Origin of the sequence: Kiloniella sp. (assembly GCF_048270245.1) — a bacterium.
GTDB lineage: Bacteria > Pseudomonadota > Alphaproteobacteria > Kiloniellales > Kiloniellaceae > Kiloniella.
In genome coordinates this window covers 130,575-153,086 of sequence record NZ_JBLWTH010000010.1, presented here as the reverse complement: position 1 = coordinate 153,086, position 22,512 = coordinate 130,575, and the positions used below count along the sequence as shown (strand labels likewise).

The 22,512-nt window shown below is 45.6% G+C and carries 25 protein-coding genes; 17 read left to right on the top strand and 8 right to left on the bottom strand.

The genetic code is table 11. From position 1 onward, the window contains the following. Positions 1-260: hypothetical protein (locus ACN0W5_RS18165; protein WP_417455497.1), on the bottom strand; the 260-nt coding region annotated here is incomplete at its 3' end. A gap of 163 nt (positions 261-423) precedes the next feature. Further along, entirely contained in the window at positions 424-1,320 is an 897-nt protein-coding gene (locus ACN0W5_RS18160; protein WP_417455496.1) for a LysR family transcriptional regulator, read from the bottom strand. 176 nt (positions 1,321-1,496) lie between these two features. Between ACN0W5_RS18160 and ACN0W5_RS18155 the strand changes: the two genes are divergently transcribed. The 3 genes from ACN0W5_RS18155 to ACN0W5_RS18145 all read left to right on the top strand — a co-directional run bounded on the left by ACN0W5_RS18155 (position 1,497) and on the right by ACN0W5_RS18145 (position 3,992). After that, positions 1,497-2,066 carry a cytochrome b gene (locus ACN0W5_RS18155; RefSeq protein ID WP_417455495.1) on the top strand — a complete coding sequence of 190 codons (570 nt, stop codon included), beginning with the start codon at positions 1,497-1,499 and terminating at the stop codon, positions 2,064-2,066. Positions 2,067-2,096: 30 nt separating this feature from the next. Then, positions 2,097-2,717 (top strand): YceI family protein, encoded by a 621-nt coding sequence (locus tag ACN0W5_RS18150; protein WP_417455494.1) that lies wholly within the window; start codon positions 2,097-2,099, stop codon positions 2,715-2,717. A gap of 267 nt (positions 2,718-2,984) precedes the next feature. After that, entirely contained in the window at positions 2,985-3,992 is a 1,008-nt protein-coding gene (locus ACN0W5_RS18145) for an NAD(P)H-dependent flavin oxidoreductase (RefSeq protein ID WP_417455493.1), read from the top strand. 96 nt (positions 3,993-4,088) lie between these two features. Here ACN0W5_RS18145 and ACN0W5_RS18140 read toward each other — a convergent pair whose 3' ends face one another. Together ACN0W5_RS18140 and ACN0W5_RS18135 are read right to left on the bottom strand one after the other, a co-directional pair. After that, positions 4,089-4,250: a DUF1737 domain-containing protein gene (locus ACN0W5_RS18140; protein WP_417455492.1), complete on the bottom strand. Its 162-nt coding sequence runs from the start codon at positions 4,248-4,250 to the stop codon at positions 4,089-4,091. A 130-nt stretch (positions 4,251-4,380) separates the two neighbouring features. Further along, positions 4,381-5,157 carry a substrate-binding periplasmic protein gene (locus tag ACN0W5_RS18135; protein ID WP_417455491.1) on the bottom strand — a complete coding sequence of 259 codons (777 nt, stop codon included), beginning with the start codon at positions 5,155-5,157 and terminating at the stop codon, positions 4,381-4,383. A 588-nt stretch (positions 5,158-5,745) separates the two neighbouring features. Here ACN0W5_RS18135 and ACN0W5_RS18130 point away from each other — a divergent pair. Continuing rightward, the gene (locus tag ACN0W5_RS18130; RefSeq protein ID WP_417455490.1) at positions 5,746-6,198 is read left to right on the top strand and encodes a hypothetical protein; all 453 of its coding nucleotides are present in this window, start codon (positions 5,746-5,748) and stop codon (positions 6,196-6,198) included. A 230-nt stretch (positions 6,199-6,428) separates the two neighbouring features. Here the strand turns inward: ACN0W5_RS18130 and ACN0W5_RS18125 are convergent, their stop codons facing one another. Both ACN0W5_RS18125 and ACN0W5_RS18120 read right to left on the bottom strand, forming a co-directional pair. Beyond that, the gene (locus ACN0W5_RS18125; protein ID WP_417455489.1) at positions 6,429-7,325 is read right to left on the bottom strand and encodes an amino acid ABC transporter permease; all 897 of its coding nucleotides are present in this window, start codon (positions 7,323-7,325) and stop codon (positions 6,429-6,431) included. Between the two features lie 131 nt (positions 7,326-7,456). Next, entirely contained in the window at positions 7,457-8,335 is an 879-nt protein-coding gene (locus ACN0W5_RS18120) for a transporter substrate-binding domain-containing protein (RefSeq protein WP_417455488.1), read from the bottom strand. Positions 8,336-8,739: 404 nt separating this feature from the next. On the opposite strand from ACN0W5_RS18120, the gene ACN0W5_RS18115 reads away from it, so the two are divergent. Then, the gene (locus tag ACN0W5_RS18115; protein ID WP_417455487.1) at positions 8,740-9,441 is read left to right on the top strand and encodes a TetR/AcrR family transcriptional regulator; all 702 of its coding nucleotides are present in this window, start codon (positions 8,740-8,742) and stop codon (positions 9,439-9,441) included. Positions 9,442-9,499: 58 nt separating this feature from the next. Here ACN0W5_RS18115 and ACN0W5_RS18110 read toward each other — a convergent pair whose 3' ends face one another. Beyond that, positions 9,500-10,354: a tetratricopeptide repeat protein gene (locus ACN0W5_RS18110; protein ID WP_417455486.1), complete on the bottom strand. Its 855-nt coding sequence runs from the start codon at positions 10,352-10,354 to the stop codon at positions 9,500-9,502. A 113-nt stretch (positions 10,355-10,467) separates the two neighbouring features. Between ACN0W5_RS18110 and ACN0W5_RS18105 the strand changes: the two genes are divergently transcribed. Together ACN0W5_RS18105 and ACN0W5_RS18100 are read left to right on the top strand one after the other, a co-directional pair. Further along, the gene (locus ACN0W5_RS18105; protein ID WP_417455485.1) at positions 10,468-10,731 is read left to right on the top strand and encodes a hypothetical protein; all 264 of its coding nucleotides are present in this window, start codon (positions 10,468-10,470) and stop codon (positions 10,729-10,731) included. A 96-nt stretch (positions 10,732-10,827) separates the two neighbouring features. After that, the gene (locus ACN0W5_RS18100; RefSeq protein ID WP_417455484.1) at positions 10,828-11,730 is read left to right on the top strand and encodes a class I SAM-dependent methyltransferase; all 903 of its coding nucleotides are present in this window, start codon (positions 10,828-10,830) and stop codon (positions 11,728-11,730) included. Between the two features lie 164 nt (positions 11,731-11,894). On the opposite strand, the gene ACN0W5_RS18095 is transcribed toward ACN0W5_RS18100, so the two are convergent. Next, positions 11,895-12,080 carry a hypothetical protein gene (locus tag ACN0W5_RS18095; RefSeq protein ID WP_299375948.1) on the bottom strand — a complete coding sequence of 62 codons (186 nt, stop codon included), beginning with the start codon at positions 12,078-12,080 and terminating at the stop codon, positions 11,895-11,897. 615 nt (positions 12,081-12,695) lie between these two features. Here ACN0W5_RS18095 and ACN0W5_RS18090 point away from each other — a divergent pair. The 10 genes from ACN0W5_RS18090 to ACN0W5_RS18045 all read left to right on the top strand — a co-directional run bounded on the left by ACN0W5_RS18090 (position 12,696) and on the right by ACN0W5_RS18045 (position 22,478). Beyond that, complete coding sequence (locus tag ACN0W5_RS18090; protein ID WP_417455483.1) at positions 12,696-13,646, top strand: sterol desaturase family protein; 951 nt, start codon at positions 12,696-12,698, stop codon at positions 13,644-13,646. A gap of 130 nt (positions 13,647-13,776) precedes the next feature. After that, complete coding sequence (locus ACN0W5_RS18085) at positions 13,777-14,460, top strand: winged helix-turn-helix domain-containing protein (RefSeq protein ID WP_417455482.1); 684 nt, start codon at positions 13,777-13,779, stop codon at positions 14,458-14,460. A 28-nt stretch (positions 14,461-14,488) separates the two neighbouring features. Beyond that, positions 14,489-15,829: a sensor histidine kinase gene (locus ACN0W5_RS18080; RefSeq protein WP_417455481.1), complete on the top strand. Its 1,341-nt coding sequence runs from the start codon at positions 14,489-14,491 to the stop codon at positions 15,827-15,829. Between the two features lie 161 nt (positions 15,830-15,990). After that, a complete protein-coding gene (locus ACN0W5_RS18075) occupies positions 15,991-17,238 on the top strand; it encodes an NAD(P)/FAD-dependent oxidoreductase (RefSeq protein WP_417455480.1) in 1,248 nt (415 codons plus the stop codon). Next, positions 17,229-18,092, top strand: a complete 864-nt coding sequence (locus tag ACN0W5_RS18070; RefSeq protein ID WP_417455479.1) for a DUF1365 domain-containing protein — start codon at positions 17,229-17,231, stop codon at positions 18,090-18,092. The genes ACN0W5_RS18075 and ACN0W5_RS18070 overlap by 10 nt, the downstream gene beginning before the upstream one ends. Positions 18,093-18,206: 114 nt before the next feature. Next, positions 18,207-19,367, top strand: coding sequence for a class I SAM-dependent methyltransferase (locus tag ACN0W5_RS18065; RefSeq protein ID WP_417455478.1), 1,161 nt, complete (start codon positions 18,207-18,209; stop codon positions 19,365-19,367). Next, positions 19,360-19,932 (top strand): chalcone isomerase family protein, encoded by a 573-nt coding sequence (locus ACN0W5_RS18060; protein WP_417455477.1) that lies wholly within the window; start codon positions 19,360-19,362, stop codon positions 19,930-19,932. The genes ACN0W5_RS18065 and ACN0W5_RS18060 overlap by 8 nt, the downstream gene beginning before the upstream one ends. Continuing rightward, positions 19,929-21,242, top strand: a complete 1,314-nt coding sequence (locus tag ACN0W5_RS18055; RefSeq protein ID WP_417455476.1) for an MFS transporter — start codon at positions 19,929-19,931, stop codon at positions 21,240-21,242. The genes ACN0W5_RS18060 and ACN0W5_RS18055 overlap by 4 nt, the downstream gene beginning before the upstream one ends. Beyond that, positions 21,232-21,729, top strand: coding sequence for a DUF3833 domain-containing protein (locus tag ACN0W5_RS18050; RefSeq protein ID WP_417433626.1), 498 nt, complete (start codon positions 21,232-21,234; stop codon positions 21,727-21,729). The genes ACN0W5_RS18055 and ACN0W5_RS18050 overlap by 11 nt, the downstream gene beginning before the upstream one ends. Further along, positions 21,726-22,478: an SDR family NAD(P)-dependent oxidoreductase gene (locus ACN0W5_RS18045; RefSeq protein ID WP_417455475.1), complete on the top strand. Its 753-nt coding sequence runs from the start codon at positions 21,726-21,728 to the stop codon at positions 22,476-22,478. Before ACN0W5_RS18050 ends, ACN0W5_RS18045 begins: the two co-directional genes overlap by 4 nt. The last annotated feature ends 34 nt before the right edge of the window (positions 22,479-22,512 follow it).

The following is a 22,512-nucleotide window of genomic DNA, read 5'->3' as shown; positions in this document are numbered from 1 at the left end:
AAAACGATACGACTATCGGCGCTACCGTCACCGTTACTGTCAAAGGTCAGAACAAAGTCATTGCCTTCCAGTACCGGAGTTGCTGCCGTTGCATCAAAGTTCAGGGTTGCTGTTTGACCACGCTCCAAAGAAACAGTCTTGGTTTCACCACCGGCTGGTGCTGTAATCTCAATTGTAGAAGCTGCTTGACCAACAAGAAGGTCTTGACCCTCTTCACCTGAAACGGTTTTGTTGCCTGTAGTTGTAAAACCTTCAGTCATATGTAGAACCCCTGTTCTGAATTTCGACAAAACAGGTTCGCCAAGAAATTGGTAACCTGTCATCTGCGAGACTTATAAAATGTTGGGTCTGAGCATATAGAAAAAAAGATAAATAACAACTAACGTTAACCTAAAACATACAGCAATATGTATGATCTTTCTCTTAAACAGGGGTGATGTCTTGTTGCACAATCAGATTCCAAAAGGATTCTGCCACGGGACCAAAGGGATGATTGGTCGTGCGCGAAATATAAGTTTCTATTTCCACAGGACCAAAATCAGAAGACGTCAACGCCACAAGATCCCCAGAAGCTAACTCGTCACTAATCATATGCAAAGGAACGCGGCCCCACCCCAAACCGGACATGATAATCTGCTTCTTCGTCAGAAAATCATTCACTCGCCACGGCACGCTGGTTTCCAAAACGCCATATTTCCGCTCGTCCCTGTTCCGACTACGATCAGTTACAACAACCTGGGTTGCCCCATCCATATCTTCCCTGGTTAATTCTGATGCATCCTTTTGCCCCACTGAACACCCGGATACCACGGGGATTAAACTCACGGGGCATAGTTTTTCATAGCGCGTCATTTCAATTTTATCGAACATTTCGCCACCCGCCACCATTGCAATATCTGCTTCCTTGTCTTCTAGAATTTCTAGCGGGGCCGTGAAATTTTCGACAAACAATGTCAAGCGTGTTGCCGGGTACTTATCACGGATAATACGAAACGCGCCAAGAACCTGCTGGATATCAAATACCTCTGACACCACGATGCGAAGCTCTGCCTCAACACCTTGCGCATAGTGCTGGGCCAGATCGCTCATATCCCTTGCCTGTGAGAGAACAGTACGGGCCTTTTGAACAAGTATTTTACCATGATCCGTCAACGTCGGGCGATAGCCGTCCCGCTCAAAGATCGCAACCTTCAGCTCGTCTTCCAAATTTTTAATCGCGATAGAGACCGCAGACTGACTTTTGTGTAGGGCTTCGGAAGCAGCTCGAAAACCTCCGTGGTCAACAACACCAATGAGCGCACGCAACTGATCTAAGGTCATCACACATCTCGATCTAAATTACATATCAATTCAATCTAATATTTATACTTTTTTAAATCATGTTTCATCCGATATTTCAAGCAGAGACGACGTCATGTTTCACTGTTCTTCGTAAAAGTGAAGCTGACTTAGTGCCTAAAACAAACAGAAATACTGAAACTTGAGAAACCAAAAAGATGCTCAACACCTTTGAAAATTATGGCTGGATAGCCCGCTTTTTCCACTGGACTATTGCCCTGGCGGCAACCGTCCTATTTGGATTGGGGCTCTATATGGTCGAATTGAGCTACTATGACCCGGCTTATAAAACCTTTCCAAGCCTGCACAAATCCATAGGACTTCTGGTCGCTGTTCTTATGGTTATTCGGCTGATTTGGCGATTAATCAGCGTGGCTCCCCTGCCAATTTCAGACCCGACGACACCGCATCAGAATCTGCAACACAAGGCAGCATCCCTAGTGCACTTCATACTCTATGCCCTGCCTTTCGCCTTGTTTATTTCCGGTTACCTGATCTCCACAGCCGATGGCCGATCGATTTTTGTCTTTGATACGATCGAAGTTCCCGCACTTTTTCCAGCCAACAAAGGGCTGGAAGATACCGCCGGGTTAATTCACGAAATCATTGCATGGTCACTGGCCGGGTTTGTTGTTTTACACGCCGCAGCCGCCCTTAAACATCATTTCATAAACAAAGACCGCACGCTAAAGCGCATGCTTTTGGGTGCCAGCACAACAACACCTTGAATTCAACCTTCTAAAACAGGAATAATACAGATGTATAAATCAACACTGAAATCTGCAAAATTTGCCTTTATCGGTTCTCTTTTAGCTTTTGGCGCTCTTGGTAGTTTAGCAGCGCCCCTGACATCCCCGGCACAGGCCGAAACCTATCAACTAGATACTCAGGGTGCCCACGCATCAATCCAGTTTAAAATCAGCCACCTTGGCTATTCATGGATCCTTGCTCGTTTTAACAAATTTGATGGCCAGTTCGAATTTGACGCCAACAAACCCGAAGCTTCTTCCATTTCTATTAACGTTGACACCGCAAGCCTTGATTCCAATCATGCAGAGCGTGACAAACACCTGCGCAGTGCTGATTTTCTGGACGTTTCCAACTTCCCGACCGCAACCTTTGTCAGCACTGGCCTAAAACCCGTTAGCGAGAAAACAGCGGTCCTGAGCGGTGATCTAACCATCAAGGGCATTACCAAACCGATCACCATGGATGTAAACTGGATTGGCGGCGGCGATGACCCGTGGGGCTACGTACGTCAAGGCTTTGAAGGTTCATTGGTTATTCCCGTAGGTGATTACGGCATGATGGACATGGGCCCAAGCGCACAAGAAGTCGAAATCCTTGTCTTCTTCGAAGGCGTGCGCCCTAAGGGGTAAGTACTTATAAAGTACCTATACCCAGTACTTAACAAGGTACTTACGGATTATAAAAGAGGAGAGGAAACAACCGTTTCCTCTCCTCTTTGTATTTACAACATTGTCTTTACCCTATGACAGAAGGAACCTATCTTCGTTTTTTAAATTCAAATGCTGTCGTAAATCGTTGCAAATTCGGTGTAAGAAGCAACTGACCCGTCCGCTAAATCAAATAGATTTTAAGTATGCACAGGATTAAAAAGCATCAAAGACCAGAGGATATCATTAATGGTCCCCCAATCTAACGCACGCCCAAAGATAGGAACCCGTTTAACCGACTTACTTGGCATAGAACATCCCATTCTCTGTGGTGGCTTGATGCATTTGGCCGATGCGAACTATGTTGCGGCTGTGGTCAATGCCGGGGCGATGGGGTTTATTTCTGCTCTGACGTTCCCTGACCCACAACAGCTACGGGATGAAATCCAGAAATGCCGGGACCTGTCAGAGGGCAAATCTTTTGGGATAAATCTTTATATCTCTCCCCGACAAGATGCCAATGATCGACTGGAAAAATTGCTGACTGTGGTACAGGACGAAAAGATTGCAGTGGTAGAAACCGCGGGCGGCAACCCCAGCCCGATCATCCCCCTGATGAAAGAAGCTGGCATCAAAGTTATTCACAAAGTTCCTGCCGTCCGTTTTGCGCTTTCGGCTGAACGCGCAGGGGTTGATGCAGTCAGTCTGGTTGGGGCGGAATGCGGCGGTCACCCCGGCTATATGATGGTTGGGTCCATGGTTCAAGCCGCTGACGCCCCCCAAAAGCTGTCTATCCCCGTTATTCTCGGCGGCGGCATTGGACATGGCAGCCAGTTAACAGCGGCTCTTGCCATGGGGTGTGACGGTATTCTGATGGGAACCCGCATGCTGGTTTCCAGTGAACTTCAAGCCCACAAGGATTATAAACAGCGCGTCATCGAAGGCACCGGGCTGGACAGTATCGTGGTACAAAGCACATTAAAGAACCATCACCGTGTTCTGGATAACCAAACGGCACAGGCTATCCTCGCGCTGGAAAATGAAGGCAAGGAAAATTACGAAGATTACGCACATCTGCTTAACGGAAAGCTTTCGAAAGCGGCCTATGCATCTGGCAATACAGATCAGGGATTACTTGATTACGGGCAAAGTGCTTGTTTTGCTAATGCCATAGAACCTGTGGCAACTATACTCACACGTTTTATACAAGAAAGCCTGATAGCAAAGGAACGTCTGTCAGGGATGAACACACGATAAAATAGATGCTCTTTATCAGGAATCTTCTTAGGACCAAAAGCAGTTCGTGAAAAATAAACGGGCAGCAAATCTATTCATAAGTTGCCCCGTATTTCCTCAATCTCGTTTGATCATTGGCTGGTAGAAATAAGGAAAACCTTCGTCGTCTCTATTGATAACCAGATTGCCACAAACGTCCCAGCCTTCATTCAGTAATGAAGTCACTTTTTCGTTTAGATCTTCGCGGCTATGTTCCAGAACAAGTTCATACTTTTTCATCTGATCTATGTTTCCTTTATTTGCAGGTCTACTTGAACTTAAAACAAGAATGAACCAGAAAGATTAAAGGGATCTGAAAATTTACACCTAAAAGATTACCACACGTAATTTTCTTTGGCCTCAAGGTTATTTAACTTTGGGGGATAGCCACATTCTTTTTAATAATCGTATTCAGTTTATCCATGACCCCCGGTGAGATACTGTTCTTCCCAAGCATGATATGGACTGGTCCCAGATCAACCTTAACATTATTATGGGGAACAATTTTTCCACCCAAACCTTTTGCCTTGATCCGGGCTTTGCCCGTTTCCTTGTCGACCAAGAACCCATCCACACGATCACTGATCAGCATTTGGAAATTTTCACCGCCAATGGCCTGAAAAACCCTGCTTTTAAACTTTGGGTCTTCCATAAGATTCAGGTACTCTTCGCCATAATATGCGTTGCGAGATACACCCAACCTGAATTCGGTACCTATAATATCTTGTAGCCCGGTAAAATGGTCAAAGTCATGCTGATTTGCCCGCATAAACAACCATACGGTTTCATTGCGATAGGGCGCACTGAACGTTGCGTATTTGCTTCGTTCTTCTGTCTTGGACATACCAAGCAAAACATCCAGTTGTCCCTCTTCCATTGACTTCAACAAACGCGCCCAAGGTTTAGAGACAAATGTCAGGTCACATCCTAACGCGCCCAAGTATTTTTTTGCGGCCTGTATATCAACACCGACAGGTTGGCTGCTGTCGTTATTTTCCCCAACCATCTGGTAGGGTGGCCAATCAATCCAGCCGACAGTAAGCTCTCCGCAACTCTCTTCCGCCTGTGCTGATGCTGCAAAGGTCAATATTAGGCCTGCCAGAATACCGGTCATGGTTCTCGAACGACGTTTTAGCCCCCGGTGCATTCTATTTCCCTTCTACTCCAAAGAAATTCGACAATTCCCTTGTAGAGACTATGTTCACAAATTTGTGTTTCCTGAATATCAAACTTAAAAGACGTCTTACATCCAGACTTCTTATTTTTTGGTCATTTACTGGTGCTCTTTAATCGGACAATACCCCCGGCGTAGGAACAGATCCCTGACATCCGGTAAGCCCCCAAACATTGGACAATGCTATAACATCCACGTAATCAAGCCCATATCTTTTACGACATAGAGATTTAAAAACCTGTTAACCGAATACTTTATTTGTTTAAACTTTAATGACGTTCTTTTGAAAGACAACGCCCAGAAAATAAATAACCTTCGTTTACAACGACAAATTAATAAAACTAGAACTAACCCAAATTCATGGCGACTAGTCGTTTTTTACCTTTCCTTATCTCTCTCCTTTTGACTATAAACAGAAAAATAAGGCAGAATGCGGGTCATACCTTAAATACAGAAAACAACGACGTGCCATTATGCACAAAGTGCGCGAATGATACGTTACCCCAAAGACAACCATAAGCCTTTGGGAAACCTTAACAGCGCAATTGGACAAAACAAAAAGTGCTTGAAATCGGCCGGGATCTGGAAATAAGCATCAACCACAATGCCATCAAAGGTTTTCTCGAACTTTGTGATGAAGCACGGGGAAAAGGGCACATGACCATTGATCTGATCCAAAGCCGCCCTTTTATCAGCTATTGGCCAACATTGATCCTCAATCGTTACCACGAAGATAAAAACGATTTTCTTTATAGTTTCTGGGGATCAAAATTATCCAGCGTTTATGGTATGGATTTAACCGGAAAGTACATTCTGCGTGGCGAATTCAAAGAAACAGAGAATGTGTTCTGGACCGCTCATAATGACGTCATGACCAGTTTAAAACCCGCTTATCTAAATACGAGTATTCACTGGCTAGACAAAGAACACCAGAGCTTTAATGCTGTTATCATCCCCATGGAACGCAACGACACAATCACCGAAACCATTGCCTACGTCGCCTTTGATAAGTAAGAGAAGCTTATCTTATAAAAGACTAAACGACAGAGCCGTCCTTTGCCCATTTCGGGTACGAGCAGCAAACTGCTTCGATATTATTAATCAGGCACTCACCACTGCATTTGTACACAAGATGCATTTCATTTACGGCACGTTGAAGACTATCTGCCCATATGCTTCCAAGTAAAAAATTGGACCACCCGCAGTTCTCTCCCACTGAAAATTCCAATAATCAGCCGTAATAATTACGTCTTGCTATACCGGCCATAATATTTTTCGATCCGCGCCTGAAGTAATTCGAACAAGAAGCTGACAAACCAATAGATCAAGGCAGCTGTGATCAGCATTTCAAAGTGCTTGAACTCTGACCGCCCCAAAGTCCGCGCCAAATACATCAGCTCCATCACCCCCATGGCAGATACCAGCGAGCTGTCTTTGAGCATGGAAATAAAGTTATTCCCGGTGGGCGGAACAATGATCCGAATAGCCTGAGGCAGGATTACCTTGTACATTACCTGCCATTTTTTAAGGCCAAGTGCTGTCGCAGCTTCGGCTTGCCCTTCCCCAACAGACTGAATGCCCGACCGGAAAATTTCTGTCATATAAGCCCCATAACAAAGGGACAAAGCAATTATACCCGATGGAATAGCATCAAGGGTGATGCCCATTTGTGGCAGGCCGAGATAAATAAGATAAACCTGTAGCAACAAAGGTGTTCCCCGGAAAAAGGAAACATAGAATGTCGATAGGGAATAGGCTGGACCATTTTTTGACAATCGAGCCAGCGCCCCAAGCATTGCCAATATGCTCGCGCAGATAATAGAGACAGAGGTAATAAGAAGAGTATACCCCAGACCAGTCAAAATCAGCAACGGCAGCCGTTCGATGATAAAACTGAAAGACAGATCAAAAGAATAGAAAAAAGCTAGAAAAAGACACAAAAGTTCTGAAAAGAAAATCAGAACCTGTGTGCGAAAGGGCAACAAAGCCACGAGAACGACGTTGAGTGTCAACCCAATGGCAATCCCCACAGCGATTTGAAAAGAAAGATCGAAAAACAAAAGCGCTGATAGAAAAAATAAAAACAACAGGAACCGGCGAACTGCGGGATATTCCAGAACAGATACCAATGTATTAATCATACCAGCGCTTTTTCATTTCGTGATGAAAGAATGTTTCCTAAAAGTGTTTCCGAGAAAAGTCCAATGGGCCACCAGCAACAAAGTATCATTGATGGCCCAGAACATATGATTCAGAAAAGTATTCGGAACATTTAATTATGGGTCGTACTTACCAAATCTTCACCGAACCATTTAACAGACAGTTCAACCAAGGTGCCATCCGCACGCATTTCTTCGATAATTTCCGCCGTCTTTTCCGTCATTTCCGGGTCGCCTTTGGCGAGTGCCACTGCCAGTGGCTCATAAAAAACCGGATCACCCAGTTGACGGATCGGATAGTTCGCCTTGATGGCTTCGAGAATATTTGGCACAGACGAAATACCTGCATCAAGACGTTTACCATCCCCAATACGAAGATCGTCCATGGCATTGGTATCTGTTTCATAAGTTCTAATATCACTTGGCGTCACAGAAAAAGTCACTGGTGGAGAGTAGGCCTGGTCAAGTTCCAGTGTATGGGTCAAGTAAGCTTCATATGTTGAACCGCCACTGGCACCAATACGTTTGTCATTTAGATCAGCAAGTGTTTGAGCGGATGAATCCTTGTGCACATAAAAAGCCGAAGGCGTGAAATAATATACAGCCGGGAAGTCCAGAACTTCTGCGCGGGCCGGGGTCGGCGTCATAGAACCAATTGCCACATCCCAGCGTCCGCCCCATTTTCCAGATGTTATTGCTTCCCAGGCCGGGTTAATAAACTCAACATCAACGCCCATACGTTTGGCGAGTTCTTTTGCAACATCAACGTCATAACCTTCAAAAACGCCGTCTGCATTCAGATAAGACGCAGGCGGATATTCCGAATTGGTTGCCACGGTCATCTTGCCCTCTGACATGACCTTATCCAGCACCTCACCCGCCTGTGCTAAACCCGATAAAGACACAAAACCAGCCAAAGCCAAGCTAACAACTGATTTGATTTTCCCCTTACCCGTAGATTTTTTTTCAACGTGAGAGAATGAAGACTTCATGACGTGCTCCTCCCTGAGCAAATTTGCAGCTCTGGTTGGCTGCCAGACAAAATGATGAAAGTTAAAATGACACAACAACGAAACAAAACGGTAAGGCACCGAACAGAAATGAGCAAGGCTTATTTTACAGTTGTAAAACTATTTCTCATCAGGCAAAATCACCCATAAAATAAAATGCATCGTCAACTTTTGAGTCAATTTTTGACTCTAATTTCACCTCATCAACAAGGTAAAATTATTACGCACCTGATGTATAGAAACATTACTATTTTGAATTTTTATAATAGCGAGTCATTATAAAACCGATTGCATTCATGAAACGAAGTACCCTGAAGAACGAAGTGGCATGAAAAACGCTGTATTTAACTCTACGTACTCTGGGCTTGGACGAAACAAGGTTATCTATGCAAAACGCCGCCGCTTCGACACCTAAATTTCGCAGACTGGAAGCTGACTTTCGTCGCCAAAGACTGATTGATGCCACAGTCAAATGCATTGCCGAACACGGATATGCAGCAACAAGTGTCAGACAAATTTGTAGCAAAGCAGACGTTTCGCCCGGCCTTTTACGGCATTATTTTTCGGGGAAAAGCGATCTTATCTTACAAGCCTATGCCCAACTCATCGATAAATTCAGTACAGAATTAAAATCTGCGTTAGACGATCACAGTGCTGAAAACCAAGACGAAAAAGACGACCCACGAAACAAACTTAAAGTTTTTGTGAACACCTGCTTTAACGGTACGATGCAGGAAGAAACAACCCTTTCCGTGATGCTGGCATTCTGGAGCGAATTGCGTCTGGATCCCATGATGCAATCGAACGCTAAATCCCTGTGTTCCGGATACCACCAACAGCTTGTCGACGTCATAAGCGATGTCGCCCTGAACGAAGGAAATCAGGATGAAGTTGACCCCAGCCTCGTCGCATTGGCACTCGCTGCGCTGGTTGATGGATTATGGCTTCAAATGTGTATAAATCGTTCAACCTTTAGCATTAATGATGCCCGCCTTGCCTGTTTTGGTTTACTCGATGGCTTCCTTTTTTGTGGTACAAACGAACAATGGTTACAGGTCAGGGCAGCGGGAAGACTTGATCAGCCTTAATATCGTAGGTTCAGATCACTGACACATCAGTGCGAAACACAATACAAATCAAAAGCCCCTACCAAAGTTCACTATGTAACTGACAACCTGACGCAATACATTCTTTCAACGCACTTATGCTTGCCTCGTTTCTAACGCCATTTGTATTGCCATGATAATACCCCTTTTCCTTTAGCCAGACTTGATCCATTTCAATACGGTCTTGTCCACCAATGTTCTGGGCTTTCAAATAGGCATCAAAAGCTTCGTCATCCTGCCCATCTTCCACATAGGCCGCCGCCAGCGTATCCCAGACTTCAAAATCATCGGGATTGATATCCAGTGCTCTTTTGGCAAAGGTAATGGCCTCCGCCCCTTGCCGTTCGGTCTTGTCCGGATTGATCGCGAGAAGCCACGCCAGAGAATTCAACGCATAGGAATCATTGGGATCAAGACGAACCGCCGCTCTATAATCCAGAATGGCCAGATCAATCAGCTTTCTGTCGGTAAAAAGGCCTGCACGATAATAATAGGCTTCGGCATTATATGGATCGATGGCAATGGCCTGATTATAATCGTCCATGGCCAAGCCTTTATAATCGCGAAAGCTATGGGCATAAGCCCGTTCCAGATAATTGGACGCGCGATTGGGGTCATAGGAAATTGCCTCGGTCAAATCTTTCACAGCAGATTCATAATTACCAGCGTCTATATGGGCCATCCCCCGCAGGCGATAGACAATCCCATACCCCTTGTCCGGTAATTCACCTGACTGAATAAGCCAGCTACACGCCTCTAGCCGTAACTCCACCGAGGCATCTGGATTGTTGCAATGCTTGGATTGCCTTTGAAAACTCTGGGCATGGCTCAAATTGGGAAAGAAGAACAAAGCTGTAATGAACGCCAAAGCGTAAATCGGAAGTGATCGAAACATAACTCTTCTTTTTATCCTAGACCCAAGCAATCTGGTCGCTCTACAATCAAAAGATGTAATTTATAGCCTGTGACATCAATTGCAAACCCTAAGCAGACGACAAGGTGGATACCATGAACGAGCTACTTGTTACCATAACAACCGTTATTCTCGCACTTTCCATCCCCATGGTTCTCTGGCTCGGGCACCTTAATCGCAAAGGTGGCAAAGACGGTGAAATCCGGGGAATTGGTTGGCAGTTTATCCGCTATACGGTGTTGAGCATTGCACTGCCGATCGTTGCGATCCTTGCGCTCAACGATGCCTTAGAAGGTGAGGCCGCAACGATTATTGCCGGGGCACTTGGCTATGCTTTTGGAAAAAAGGATGATAGCTAAGCTATTGACACCAATTATTTACGAGTGATTTCACAGCCCGGCTCACTGCTTATTTTATTTCACCGACCACATCATTTCATTCCAGAGAACGCTTTCATGACACAAACAAATGACCTTACGAACGCAGCATATAAACAGATTGAAATAGAGGAATGGGATCAGGCGGCCGCCGCCTGGCATAAATGGATCCCCGTGATAAATGCTTTCGTCAGCGTCGCCACAGACATCATGCTGGATCAGGCGGGTATAGAGACAGGCAACCACGTACTGGATATTACCGCAGGTGATGGCAGTCAATCGATTATGGCCGCAGAGCGTGTCGGCGAAACAGGAACAGTTCTTGCCACCGACCTTTCCCCGGCCTTTGTCAAACTTGCGCAGAGCATTGCGCAGACACAGGGGGTCAAAAATCTGACCGCAGAGGTCATGGACGCCGAAAACCTCAGCTTAAAAGATAACAGTTTTGACGCCGCAATCTCTCGTTTAGGCATGATGTTTCTGCCCGATCCGCTCAAGGGATTACAGGAAATTTATCGCGTCCTGAAGCCTGCGGGGTCTTTTGCCGCCATTGTTTATACCACCCCCGATAAAACACCCTTCTTTACCCAATCACCAGAAATCATCCGCGATCAATTGAGCTTGCCAAAAACACAAACAAAAGAGGCACCATCAAGTACATCCCCCGCTGCACAAGCACACCAACCCGGCCCCTTTGCCTTGGGCACACCAGACCTTTTTGCAGATCTCTTTTCACAAGCCGGATTTATCAATATCGAACAGGAAATCATAGAGGCGCCCCTGCGGTTCAAATCAACCGAAGACTTTATTCAATGGCGCCGTGACGTCGCTGTTTCCCATCAAAGAATGCTAGTTGGACAAGACACAGAAACACAGGAAAGAATTTGGCAGAAGATCACCGAAGCCATGCGCCAATACGAAACCAGCGACGGCTTTGAAACCCCCTGCGAACTCCTGATCTGTTCGGGGCAGAAATTGTAAGCATTAATTTTCTCATCCCCCCCTACAGACAACGAAAAACCCCCGCGCTTTTAAGCCGGGGGTTTTCGTTACGCCTGTCCTTTTGGATAAGCGTCCGCGTATTCATATAGTTTATAGAACGTGTTCTAACAACACTGCTCTCACCATATTACTTACAGCATTCCTTACTGGGGAATGATGTCACGTACAAGGCGTGGGTCCAGATCATTCAGGATCTTGGCAACACGGCGTTCCCGACGTTTTGCTTTGTAAGCAACAATCGCGTCTGAAACAGCGGTTTTAACAAGAGCAACAATGCCTTCTTTGAAGAAGGAAACGGGTTGTGCAACATTTACTGACACATGTGCCATCGTCTTAATCCTAATCAATAGGCCCGGTCCCGCAAATCCCGTCAGCCAAGTTGTTTTTACTGATTCCTAGGTACGCGCAGTTGATCAAATCGACAATTGAAATTTATTCATTCTGGCTATGCATTTTGAGCATGGAACCACCCCGAAAAGCCCTTATTTACAAGGTCCTTGTCGCTTTTAAGATAAATGTGTGTCGCAAGTAAAGTTTATGACAATATTGCCATATTTTCCCACGCTTCTTTTTACAAAAAAGTTTTCTGCCGCCGCCCTGTTCGACGTCGTAATTAGCATAAAAATGGCGTATTTTTTACACTCGGCTTTTTAAAGATGCTCCCCCTTTCTCTTCTCGATATTTACAAGCCATCTTCACTCCGATTCCTTACGTCACAATGTGTAACAAACAACCAGATTCCAGAATAAGGTTGCCATCGGTTGCGATAGAGCCAAAAACAATCCCCCGCCATAAAAAAATGCACCTATTTATATTCTTTTCTATTTTAGAGTACCATTACTGCAATTGTGGATTTAAGCTACTTGAGATATACGCTTCTTGATATATAGGCTTCTTGATATATACAGGGCTAAATTAAGGTTAGAACAAAGCGGTGGGGACAAATGGCGTTTGACAATGCGGTAGCCAATGAAGGCTTCGGGAGAAAAATTTTAGCAAGTACAGCTTGGCCCGTGCTACTTACTCTTTGTATCTGTACCACGGCCTATGGCTTTGCCATTGATCGCCCTGTGATTGTTTTCAACCTGACCTATCTTGGCTTGGCTATCGCGCTATTTCTCCTGGAGCGCAAAATGCCGTTCGAAAAGACGTGGTTGGAAAACGACGGCCAGACCTTTGCCAACATTGCCCATACCCTGACCAGCAAAGGCCTTGTCCAAGGCTTGGTGACCTTTAGTGGCGTCATTGGTATAACTGCCTACATTACCCCCTTACAGGGCGAAGGTTATGGTATCTGGCCCCGGGACTGGCCGCTGGCAATTCAGGTAATCATGACGTTGATTGCGGCTGAATTCGGTCTCTATTGGGCGCACAGAATTTCCCATGAATGGAAGCCGCTTTGGAAATTCCATGCCATCCACCATTCCGTCACCAGACTGTGGATTGTTAACACCGGACGTTTCCACTTTATTGATTCCTTGCTGTCCATTGTGCTGGGCATCAGCATTCCCCTCGCTTTGGGTGCCCCACTCGAAGCAATCACATGGCTATCGGCCATAACCGCCTATATCGGCATGCTGACACATTGTAACGTGGACATGCGGTTTGGCCTGCTTTCCATGGTCTTCAATACCCCCGGTCTTCACCGTTGGCACCACAGTAAAAAGATCGTCGAAGGCAACCGTAACTACGGTGAAAACCTGATGATTTGGGATATGATTTTTCGTACATGGATCAACCCCGATCGTCGCCCCCCGGCCAGAATTGGCATCACCGAAGAAATGCCAGCAAGTTTCCCCGCCCAGTTGGTCTGGCCCTTTAAAGAGATAAAGGAACTGGATCAAGAAGGCTGGACCACCTTGATCTCGGAAAAAAATACAAAGCCCAAAGTTTAATTACCCGGGGCTTAATGTCTAGGCATCGTATTATTGGAAAAAGAAAAATAAAGTCTGATCCAATGAAATAGGGTGTGTTATAGTTCCTGAAATAATCTTTTTAAGAACAAACAGGTAGTCGCCCCTCTCTATGCGCATTCTTTACGTAGAAGATGATCAGGAAGTCCTGAGCTATATCAGTAATGGCCTCAAGCAAGAGGGGCACAATCTGGATACGGCGGATAATGGCAAAGACGGGTTATTTCTGGCGACAACCGAAAATTACGACGTCATTATCGTTGACCGCATGCTGCCAGAACTGGATGGCCTGACAATCATCAGAACGCTGCGTGGTAGTGACAATCATACCCCTGTTTTAATCCTGAGCGCCTTGGGTGAGGTCGATGACCGTGTCAAAGGGCTTCGATCCGGCGGTGATGACTATCTGGTCAAACCCTTTGCCTTTGCCGAACTTCTTGCCCGAATAGAAGTTCTTGCCAAACGCAATGGGTCACAAGGAAGCCAACAGGAAACACAACTAACGGCACAGGACCTTGAGGTTGATCTGCTGTCGCGCAAAGTCAGACGCGGCGGACAAGCCATAGAGTTGCAATCACGCGAATTTAGACTGTTGGAATACCTGTTGAAGCACAAGGGACAGGTTGTGACCCGGACCATGCTGCTGGAAAACGTGTGGGATTACCATTTTGATCCGCAAACAAATGTGATCGACGTGCATATCAGCCGCCTTAGAGGTAAGGTCGATAAAGATTTTGATGTTTCACTGATAAAGACGATACGTGGTGCCGGATATATCATCGAAGACAACCCATAGATCTTACGCCCGAAGCTCTAGCTTTCAAATGGCTATTCTGTTTCTACTTCTGTGCGGAACGGCTGTTATCATACTCGGTTATTTTAGTTACTATTTTAGCCGTGGGCACTTTGTCCAACGCACAGAAGCAATCATTGATACCGAACTGAGTTATGTGTCTCAATGGCAAGACCCCGCCCGCATAGCCCGCGCATTAGACAGGCCGGATCGGGTTTTCCTGTTACTTTCATCAGATGAAAAAAAGATTGTTGGTAATCTGGAAAAATTACCGGAAACCGTTTCAATTCTGGCTGAGGGAACCCTGACATTTTCGACAAAACCAGCCACTGGATCAAACTCTTCTGGCACACAATCTTCTGGCTCTAGATCTTTCGACACAGAAAAAGATTACGCCGCGAAGATATATACCTATCCCAATAAAAACCGCTTATTAATCGGCATTGATATCACGTCGGTGACAAGTGATTACAAGCTGATGCAATGGCTGAGCTTTCTAAGTATCGGCTTCATGGTTCTTGTTATCATTACCAGCTATCTGATCAGTCGCTTTGTGGTATCGAACACTAACCGTATTGCTGTAACGGCAAAGCAGATTATCGAAACTGGTGACCTTTCCCAACGCATTGAACTGACATCACGTTGGGATGACCTTAGCTATATGGCTGGCATTATCAATGACCTGTTGGATCGTATCCAGCTGTTGATGCGGGGGATCAGACAGGTATCGGATAACATTGCTCACGACCTGCGCACCCCATTAACCCGACTGCATCACAATCTGGAAGACCTGCGCTCTCAAGATCATATTACTCAAAACCCACAAGCCTATGAAATAGTTGATAAACTGGTCAATGAAACCGATCAGATGCAGCGAACCTTTAACGCTCTTCTGCGGATATCACGCATTGAATCTGGCAAACAACACTCTGCGTTCGAACCTCTTGAACTAACGGAATTATTACAGGATGTCGTCGAACTCTATGAACCCCTTATGGAAGAAAAATCCATTACCCTGAAACAGGATTTCGAAACTGTTGCTCTTCAGGGGGACAGGAATTTGCTGTTTCAGGCTTTTGGCAATCTGATGGATAACGCCGTTAAATTTACCCCGGCAAAGGGCTGGATCAACCTCACCCTTAATAAACAAGGAACAGAAATCATCTTTGTCATTGAAGATAATGGCCCAGGTGTTCCCTCGTCTGATCTGGACAAAATATTCGACCGTTTCTATCGCGCCGAAAGCAGCAGACATACCCCCGGTAGTGGATTAGGCCTTAGCCTCGTCGGGGCAGTCACCGATTTACATAACGGACATATATCAGCAGAAAATGGAGAAAAAGGTCTTCGCCTGACCATCCATTTTTCATAAGATTATCAGACAATTCCCGGACAATTCCAGGTAATTTAAGAGGCGGATTAAGGGCAATTTAGGGAATACAACAACAAAGAAAGACAAACTCATTTCTTTCATTACCATTTTGTAATGTTCAGGACAGAAAGAGGTAAGACGGGATCGCCGATTGTAATCACATGAAAATAGCAATCATTGGCTCAGGCATTTCTGGTTTGGGGGCAGCTTATTTGTTGCATCCCCATCATGACATCACTGTTTATGAAAAAGGGAATTATCTGGGGGGACATAGCCGTACGATCGACATCTCTCCCAAAGGGACACGAACACCTGTAGATACAGGGTTCATCGTTTTCAACCATCGTAATTATTACCATCTGACCCGTATGTTCAAGCACTTGAACGTGCCCACGATCAAAAGCGATATGTCGTTTGGTGCCAGCATACAGAACGGTTGGTTGGAATACGGCAGCAAAGGAATGTTCGCCCAAAAGCGAAACCTGTTGCGCCCCAGATACTGGAAAATGATATGGGATATTCTGAACTTTAACAAAAAAGCCCTGCCCTATCTGGAAAACAACAAAAATGCGTCACTGGAACAGTGTCTGAATGATCTCAATCTCGGGGACTGGTTCAAACGCTATTACCTACAGGCCATGGGCGCGGCCATCTGGAGCTGCTCGGTCGATACCATTCTTAAATTCCCTGCACGTACCTTTATTCGCTTCTTTGATAATCACGGCCTCTTAAGTGTAAATCAACATCCGCAGTGGTATACGGTAAAGGGGGGAAGTCGGGAATATGTGCAGCGCATAAGCGCAAGCTTTCAGGATCATATAAAACTGAATCGCGGTGTAGTTTCTGTCAAAAGAAAGAATGGGAAGGTCGAAGTACTGGACGACAAGGACAACACTGAAACCTATGATCAGATTGTTTTCGCCTGTCATGCGGATCAAGCCTTGAAAATGCTCGACACTCCGACACAAGCCGAAGAACGCATTCTTGGAAATTTCACCTATCAAAAAAATACGGTTGTCGTTCATGGTGATACCAGCTTTATGCCCCGCAAAAAGGGATCGTGGGCAAGCTGGGTTTACCTGTCAGAACAACAGGACGACCAAAACGAAAGCGTCTCCCTCAGCTACTGGATGAACAACCTTCAGGATATTGATCACGATACCCCTGTTATTATAACGCTTAACCCCGGCCGACGCCCTGCCGGTCACCTGATTTATGATATGAATGAGTTCGAGCATCCCGTCTTCACAAAAGAAGCTGTCGACGCACAGGATCAGATCGATACTATTCAGGGTCAAAACAACCTTTGGTTCTGTGGGGCTTATCAACAATATGGATTTCACGAAGACGGCCTGGCAAGCGCCGTCAGGGTAGCGCAAAGGATTGGAGTATCAATTCCATGGGAATAGCGCCCGAAGTTCGATCAAAGCTTTTTCCAAAACTTCTGAATGCAAAAGTTTTTCACAAACGCCTGTCCCCAAAGGTGAACAGTTTCACCTATGGCATTTACTACTACTGCCTGCCGCTTTCCCGGTTTTCTGCGCCTCAACTTTCTGAACCGACACCAACCAAGGTTTCAGATCTTGAATTTCCCATCAACAAAAAAGGACTAGTCAGCTTTTATCAAAAAGATCACGGGAATAAGGATGGCAGCTGCCTGATTTCATGGGCCAAAGAACTGCTTGAACGTTTTGGCGTAACACAGGCTGATGGCGAAATCATCCTTGTCGCCATGCCCCGTGTTCTTGGGTACGTTTTCAATCCCGTCAGTTTCTGGCTTTGCCTTGATCGGAATGAAAAGCTTCGCGCCGTTATCTGCGAGGTCAATAACACCTTTGGCGAAACACACTGCTATCTGTGCAAACACGAAGATGGCCGCCCCATCGAAGCAAACGACACGCTACAAACAGAAAAGCTGTTTCATGTTTCGCCTTTCATCGAACGCGAAGGTCATTACGAATTTCGCTTTAACGTCAAAAAAAATCACTTTGCCGTCTGCATCGATCTCTTCAATTCCAATGGCGAAAAGACACTGGTCACGTCCTTGGCTGGCAAACTATCGCCCCTCACAAAAGCTGCTATAAATGCTGCATTCTGGAAACATCCGCTGGTTACTTTCAAGGCCGTTTATCTTATCCATTGGCAAGCACTGAAGTTGATATCTAAAGGTATAAAACACCTGACGAAACCTAAACAAAAGTCAGACAAATTTAGTGTCACCCACAACCTTGCCAAAAACTCCCGTAACCTTACCAAAAGTTAATGTCCACGTAATACAGGGGTTATTTTGATCCTCGTATTCTGAAAACATCACAGAAAATAATTTGTTCTCTAGACCCACAAACAAATAATAAAACTCAACGAGGCCTGATAAAAAATGTTTGGACTAAAAGCTTCATCGCAACTGTTTAAAAGTCTTGATAGTCTTCAATATGGTTCTCTTGCCTTAACCACGCCTGATGGTCAGGTTCGTATTTTCGAAGGCAAACAACCTGGTATCAAGGCCAAGATGGAAATGCATGACTGGCGCGTGGTCACAAACCTGGCCGCCCGTGGTGATGTGGGTTTTGCCGAAGATTACCGTCAAGGCTATTGGGAAACAAATAACCTCCCTAATCTAATTGCATTGGGATTACAGAACGATCAGGCATTCAGACGCTTTGTTTTTGGCAGCCGCATTTTTCAAACATTCTCTCGACTGACCTATCTATTTCGCCTGAACACCCTGCAGGGCAGCAAAAGAAATATTCATGCCCATTATGATCTCGGCAATGAGTTTTATAAACTCTGGCTTGACCCCACCATGACTTATTCTTCCGGATTGTACCTGAATAAAACAGACGATTTGGAGAAGGCGCAGAACAATAAGTATGATCGCCTTTTAAACAAACTCGACCAAAAATCAGGTTCTCTTTTGGAAATTGGGTGTGGCTGGGGTGGCTTTGCCGAAAGAGCCGCTAATCACGGTGACTTTGACATCAAGGGCATTACCCTGTCCGAAGAACAGCATCACTATGCAACGTCCCGGTTGGGATCACGTGCACAAATTGCGTTGGAAGATTACAGACATCAACAGGGCAAGTTTGACCATATCGTTTCTATTGAAATGTTTGAGGCCGTCGGTGAACGCTATTGGTCCACATATTTTGACAAGGTAAAATCACTGCTGAACAAAGACGGCAAAGCAATGATCCAAACCATCACAATCGACGACAGCCGCTTTGAAAGGTATCGTCGCGGCGGGGATGTTATCCGCAGTTATATTTTCCCCGGCGGCATGCTGCCCAGCCCCAGTAAATTTAGACAAGAAGCAGCGAAATCAGGACTCGTCGTCAACGAAGAATTCCATTTTGGACAAGATTATGCCCGTACACTCGAAGAGTGGTTACATCACTTTGATAGCCAGCGAAACAATATCAAGGCCCAAGGGTTTGACGACAGCTTTATTCGCTTGTGGCGCTTTTATCTTGCGGCCTGTATCGCAGGTTTTTCAACAGGACGTACCAGCGTCATGCATGCAGAGTTGCGCCATGCGTAAAAGGTATATTACATCACGCTTCCTGTTAAGCCCCTTGTCTCTTGCCATATGCTTGACCTTGTCTCTGGTTCTTGCAAGCCATATTGCCATGTCCTCCCCCGCCACAGGAAATGATTTTGTCGCCAAGTATGTTCCCTCTGCTCAGACTGTTGGCAAAGGGCGGCTTTCCATTCTGTTCTGGGATGTCTATGACGCTGTGCTGCTGGCCCCCAATGGTCAATGGACTGCCCAAGCCCCCTTTGCGCTGAGCTTGACTTATCTTAGAGACATCGACGGTCGGGACATTGCCGACAAGTCCGCAGAAGAAATTCGCGACCTCGGGTTTGATGATGAAGTCAAACTTGCGGCCTGGCACAACCAGATGCTCAACATCTTTCCTGATGTCAAAGAAGGTACCAACCTGACCGGAATTTATGCGGAAAATGGTGAAAGCATTTTCTTTCATAAAAACAATGAAATCGGTCGAATAAGCGACCCCAATTTCGGACGCTATTTTTTTGATATCTGGCTCAATACAAAAACCAGTGCCCCGCAATTACGCGCAAAACTTCTGGGGCAATCATGACCAACAATGCCATTTCCAGAAAAAGCTTGTTCCAATATAGCTTTTTGGCGATCCCCTTGGCTTTTGCCGGATTGCCACTCTATATCCATGTGCCTGATTTTTATGCGACAACAATGGGTATGTCTTTATCCGGCATTGGTATTGTCATTATTCTGGTCCGTATTTTTGACGCTGTTCAAGATCCCCTTATCGGTGTGTTTTGTGACCTCTATAATGACAAGCGCCCCCTGATCATATTCATCGCAAGTCTTTTGATGGCTTTGGGCTTCTTTTTGCTGTTTCACCCACAAGAAAGTTTGGGATTAGCGGGGTTGGCAATTAGTCTGGTTCTCGCGACAACGGCCTATAGCATGATGATTATCAACCTAAATGCATTGGGCAGCACCTGGAGCCAGGATGGCGCACAAAAAAACCGTATTACATCTTGGCGCGAAGCTTTTGGTTTGGTCGGTCTGATTATTGCCTCGGTGCTCCCCGGCATTATTAGCTTTAGTGAATATTCCTATGTGCTGATCCTCTTTCTCGTTCTCGGCTTCATGATTTTTATGGCCTGGAACAAAGAAAACAAAAAGTATGACGCACTGATAAACCTGCGGAATAGAAACAACAAAGACACGATAAAGCTGAACGAATTGCTGCTGCCATCCAACAAATGGTTCTTCGGGATTTACTTTATCAGCACACTGGCTTCCGCAATTCCCGCCGTTCTAATGGTTTTCTTCACAAGGGACCTGTTGGGCGCAGAACAATACACCGGTGCTTTTCTGCTGGTTTATTTTCTGTCCGGTGCTTGTGGCATGTCCGTTTGGCTAACCATCGCCAAACGATACTCAAAACTCCTTTCCTGGGCACTGGCCATGCTACTTGCCGCAACAACCTTTGTCTGGGCATTTTTCTTGCAACCCGATGATATCTGGCAATTTGCTGTGATCTGCGTTCTTTCCGGTATTGCTCTTGGGGGTGAATTATCCCTTCCCCCTGCCATTTTATCAGAACTGATCGACACGCAAGAGAAAACAAAGAATACATCCTTTCTATTTGCCATTCTTGCTTTTCTGTCCAAAACAGCCCTCGCCTTGGGAAGCGGAATTGCCTTCCTGATCTTGGGTATCACATCCTTTTCACCTGCAACACAAAATGATAACGAGGCACTTTTGGCCCTCAGTTTCACCTATGCTCTGGCCCCTTGCATCATCAAAGTATGTGCGGCGCTGGGACTGTTCACTTGGCTTCAAAAATTAAAACAAAGGGGCGATCATGCGTATTCTTCTGGTAATAACTCTTCTTTTGGGGGGCAGCATGATGCTTAGCGGTTGTTCTGGCCCTTCACTCAAACACTATGAAAATTCCGAACCAACAATGGATTTACAGGAATACTTTACGGGCCCCATCAAGGCATGGGGATTAGTTCAAAACCGTAAAGGCGAAGTTGTCAGGCGCTTTGATGTCTTCATGAACGGTTCATGGGACGGCGACACAGGTACGCTGGAAGAAACCTTCTCTTATTACGACGGCGAAATACAGGAAAGAACCTGGACCATTAAACGTTTGCCTTCAGGCCTTTACGAAGGTACAGCCGCCGATATTTTGGGGAAAGCGGATGGTGAGATTATGGGCAGCGCGATGCGCTGGGCCTATCAAATGGACCTGCCCGTTGGGGATACAACATACAAAATCACTTTTGATGACTGGATGTTTCGTATGAATGACGGCATTCTTATCAATCGGTCCTATCTCAAAAAATTTGGATTTACGGTTGGTGAACTTACGCTCTTCATGCAAAAGCAGGACGGATGATTAAAAGCTTCAAAGGGGCACATATCTGGATTTTAGGGGCCAGTAGCGGCATAGGACTGGCGCTAGCACGCGAGCTTTCAGACGCCGGGGCTATTCTTGCCCTCTCGTCTCGTCGCCGCCCCGAATTGAACGACATTAACGAATCCTTGGGCGGACAGCATCTTGTTGTCCCCTGTGATGTCAGCAACCCGACCTCCATTAAAGAGGCTTCTGACAAAATAGAACAGTCCTTTCCCAGAATTGATAGCACGATCTATATGGCGGGCTATTATAACCCGACAAAATTTGAAGACATTGAACTAGACGAGTTACGCAAGACGATTGACATAAACCTGACGGGTGCCTTTGTGTTCAGTCACCATGTGTTGAAAATTTTGCGTAAACAGAAAGCCGGACAAATTGCCCTCTGCGCCAGTGTCGCGGGTTTTAGGGGCTTGCCAAACGGGCAACCCTATAGCGCGACAAAAGCCGCGATGATCAATATGGCCGAAACCCTTCGGATAGAGAACAAAAACCCCGCCATAGATATAAAGGTCATTAACCCAGGTTTTGTCCGCACGCCCATGACAGACAAAAACCCGTTCAAAATGCCAATGATCATAGAAACGGAAGACGCGGCCAAAGCCATAGCAGCTGGCCTTCGGGGAAATGCCTTTGAAATACACTTCCCAAAAAGATTCACGTATTTCTTGAAACTGCTTAAAATGTTACCTGACTGGATTTATTTTAGGCTCTTTAAAAACCAGTAAAACATAAACACTTATCAGTCTTCTTGGGATCATG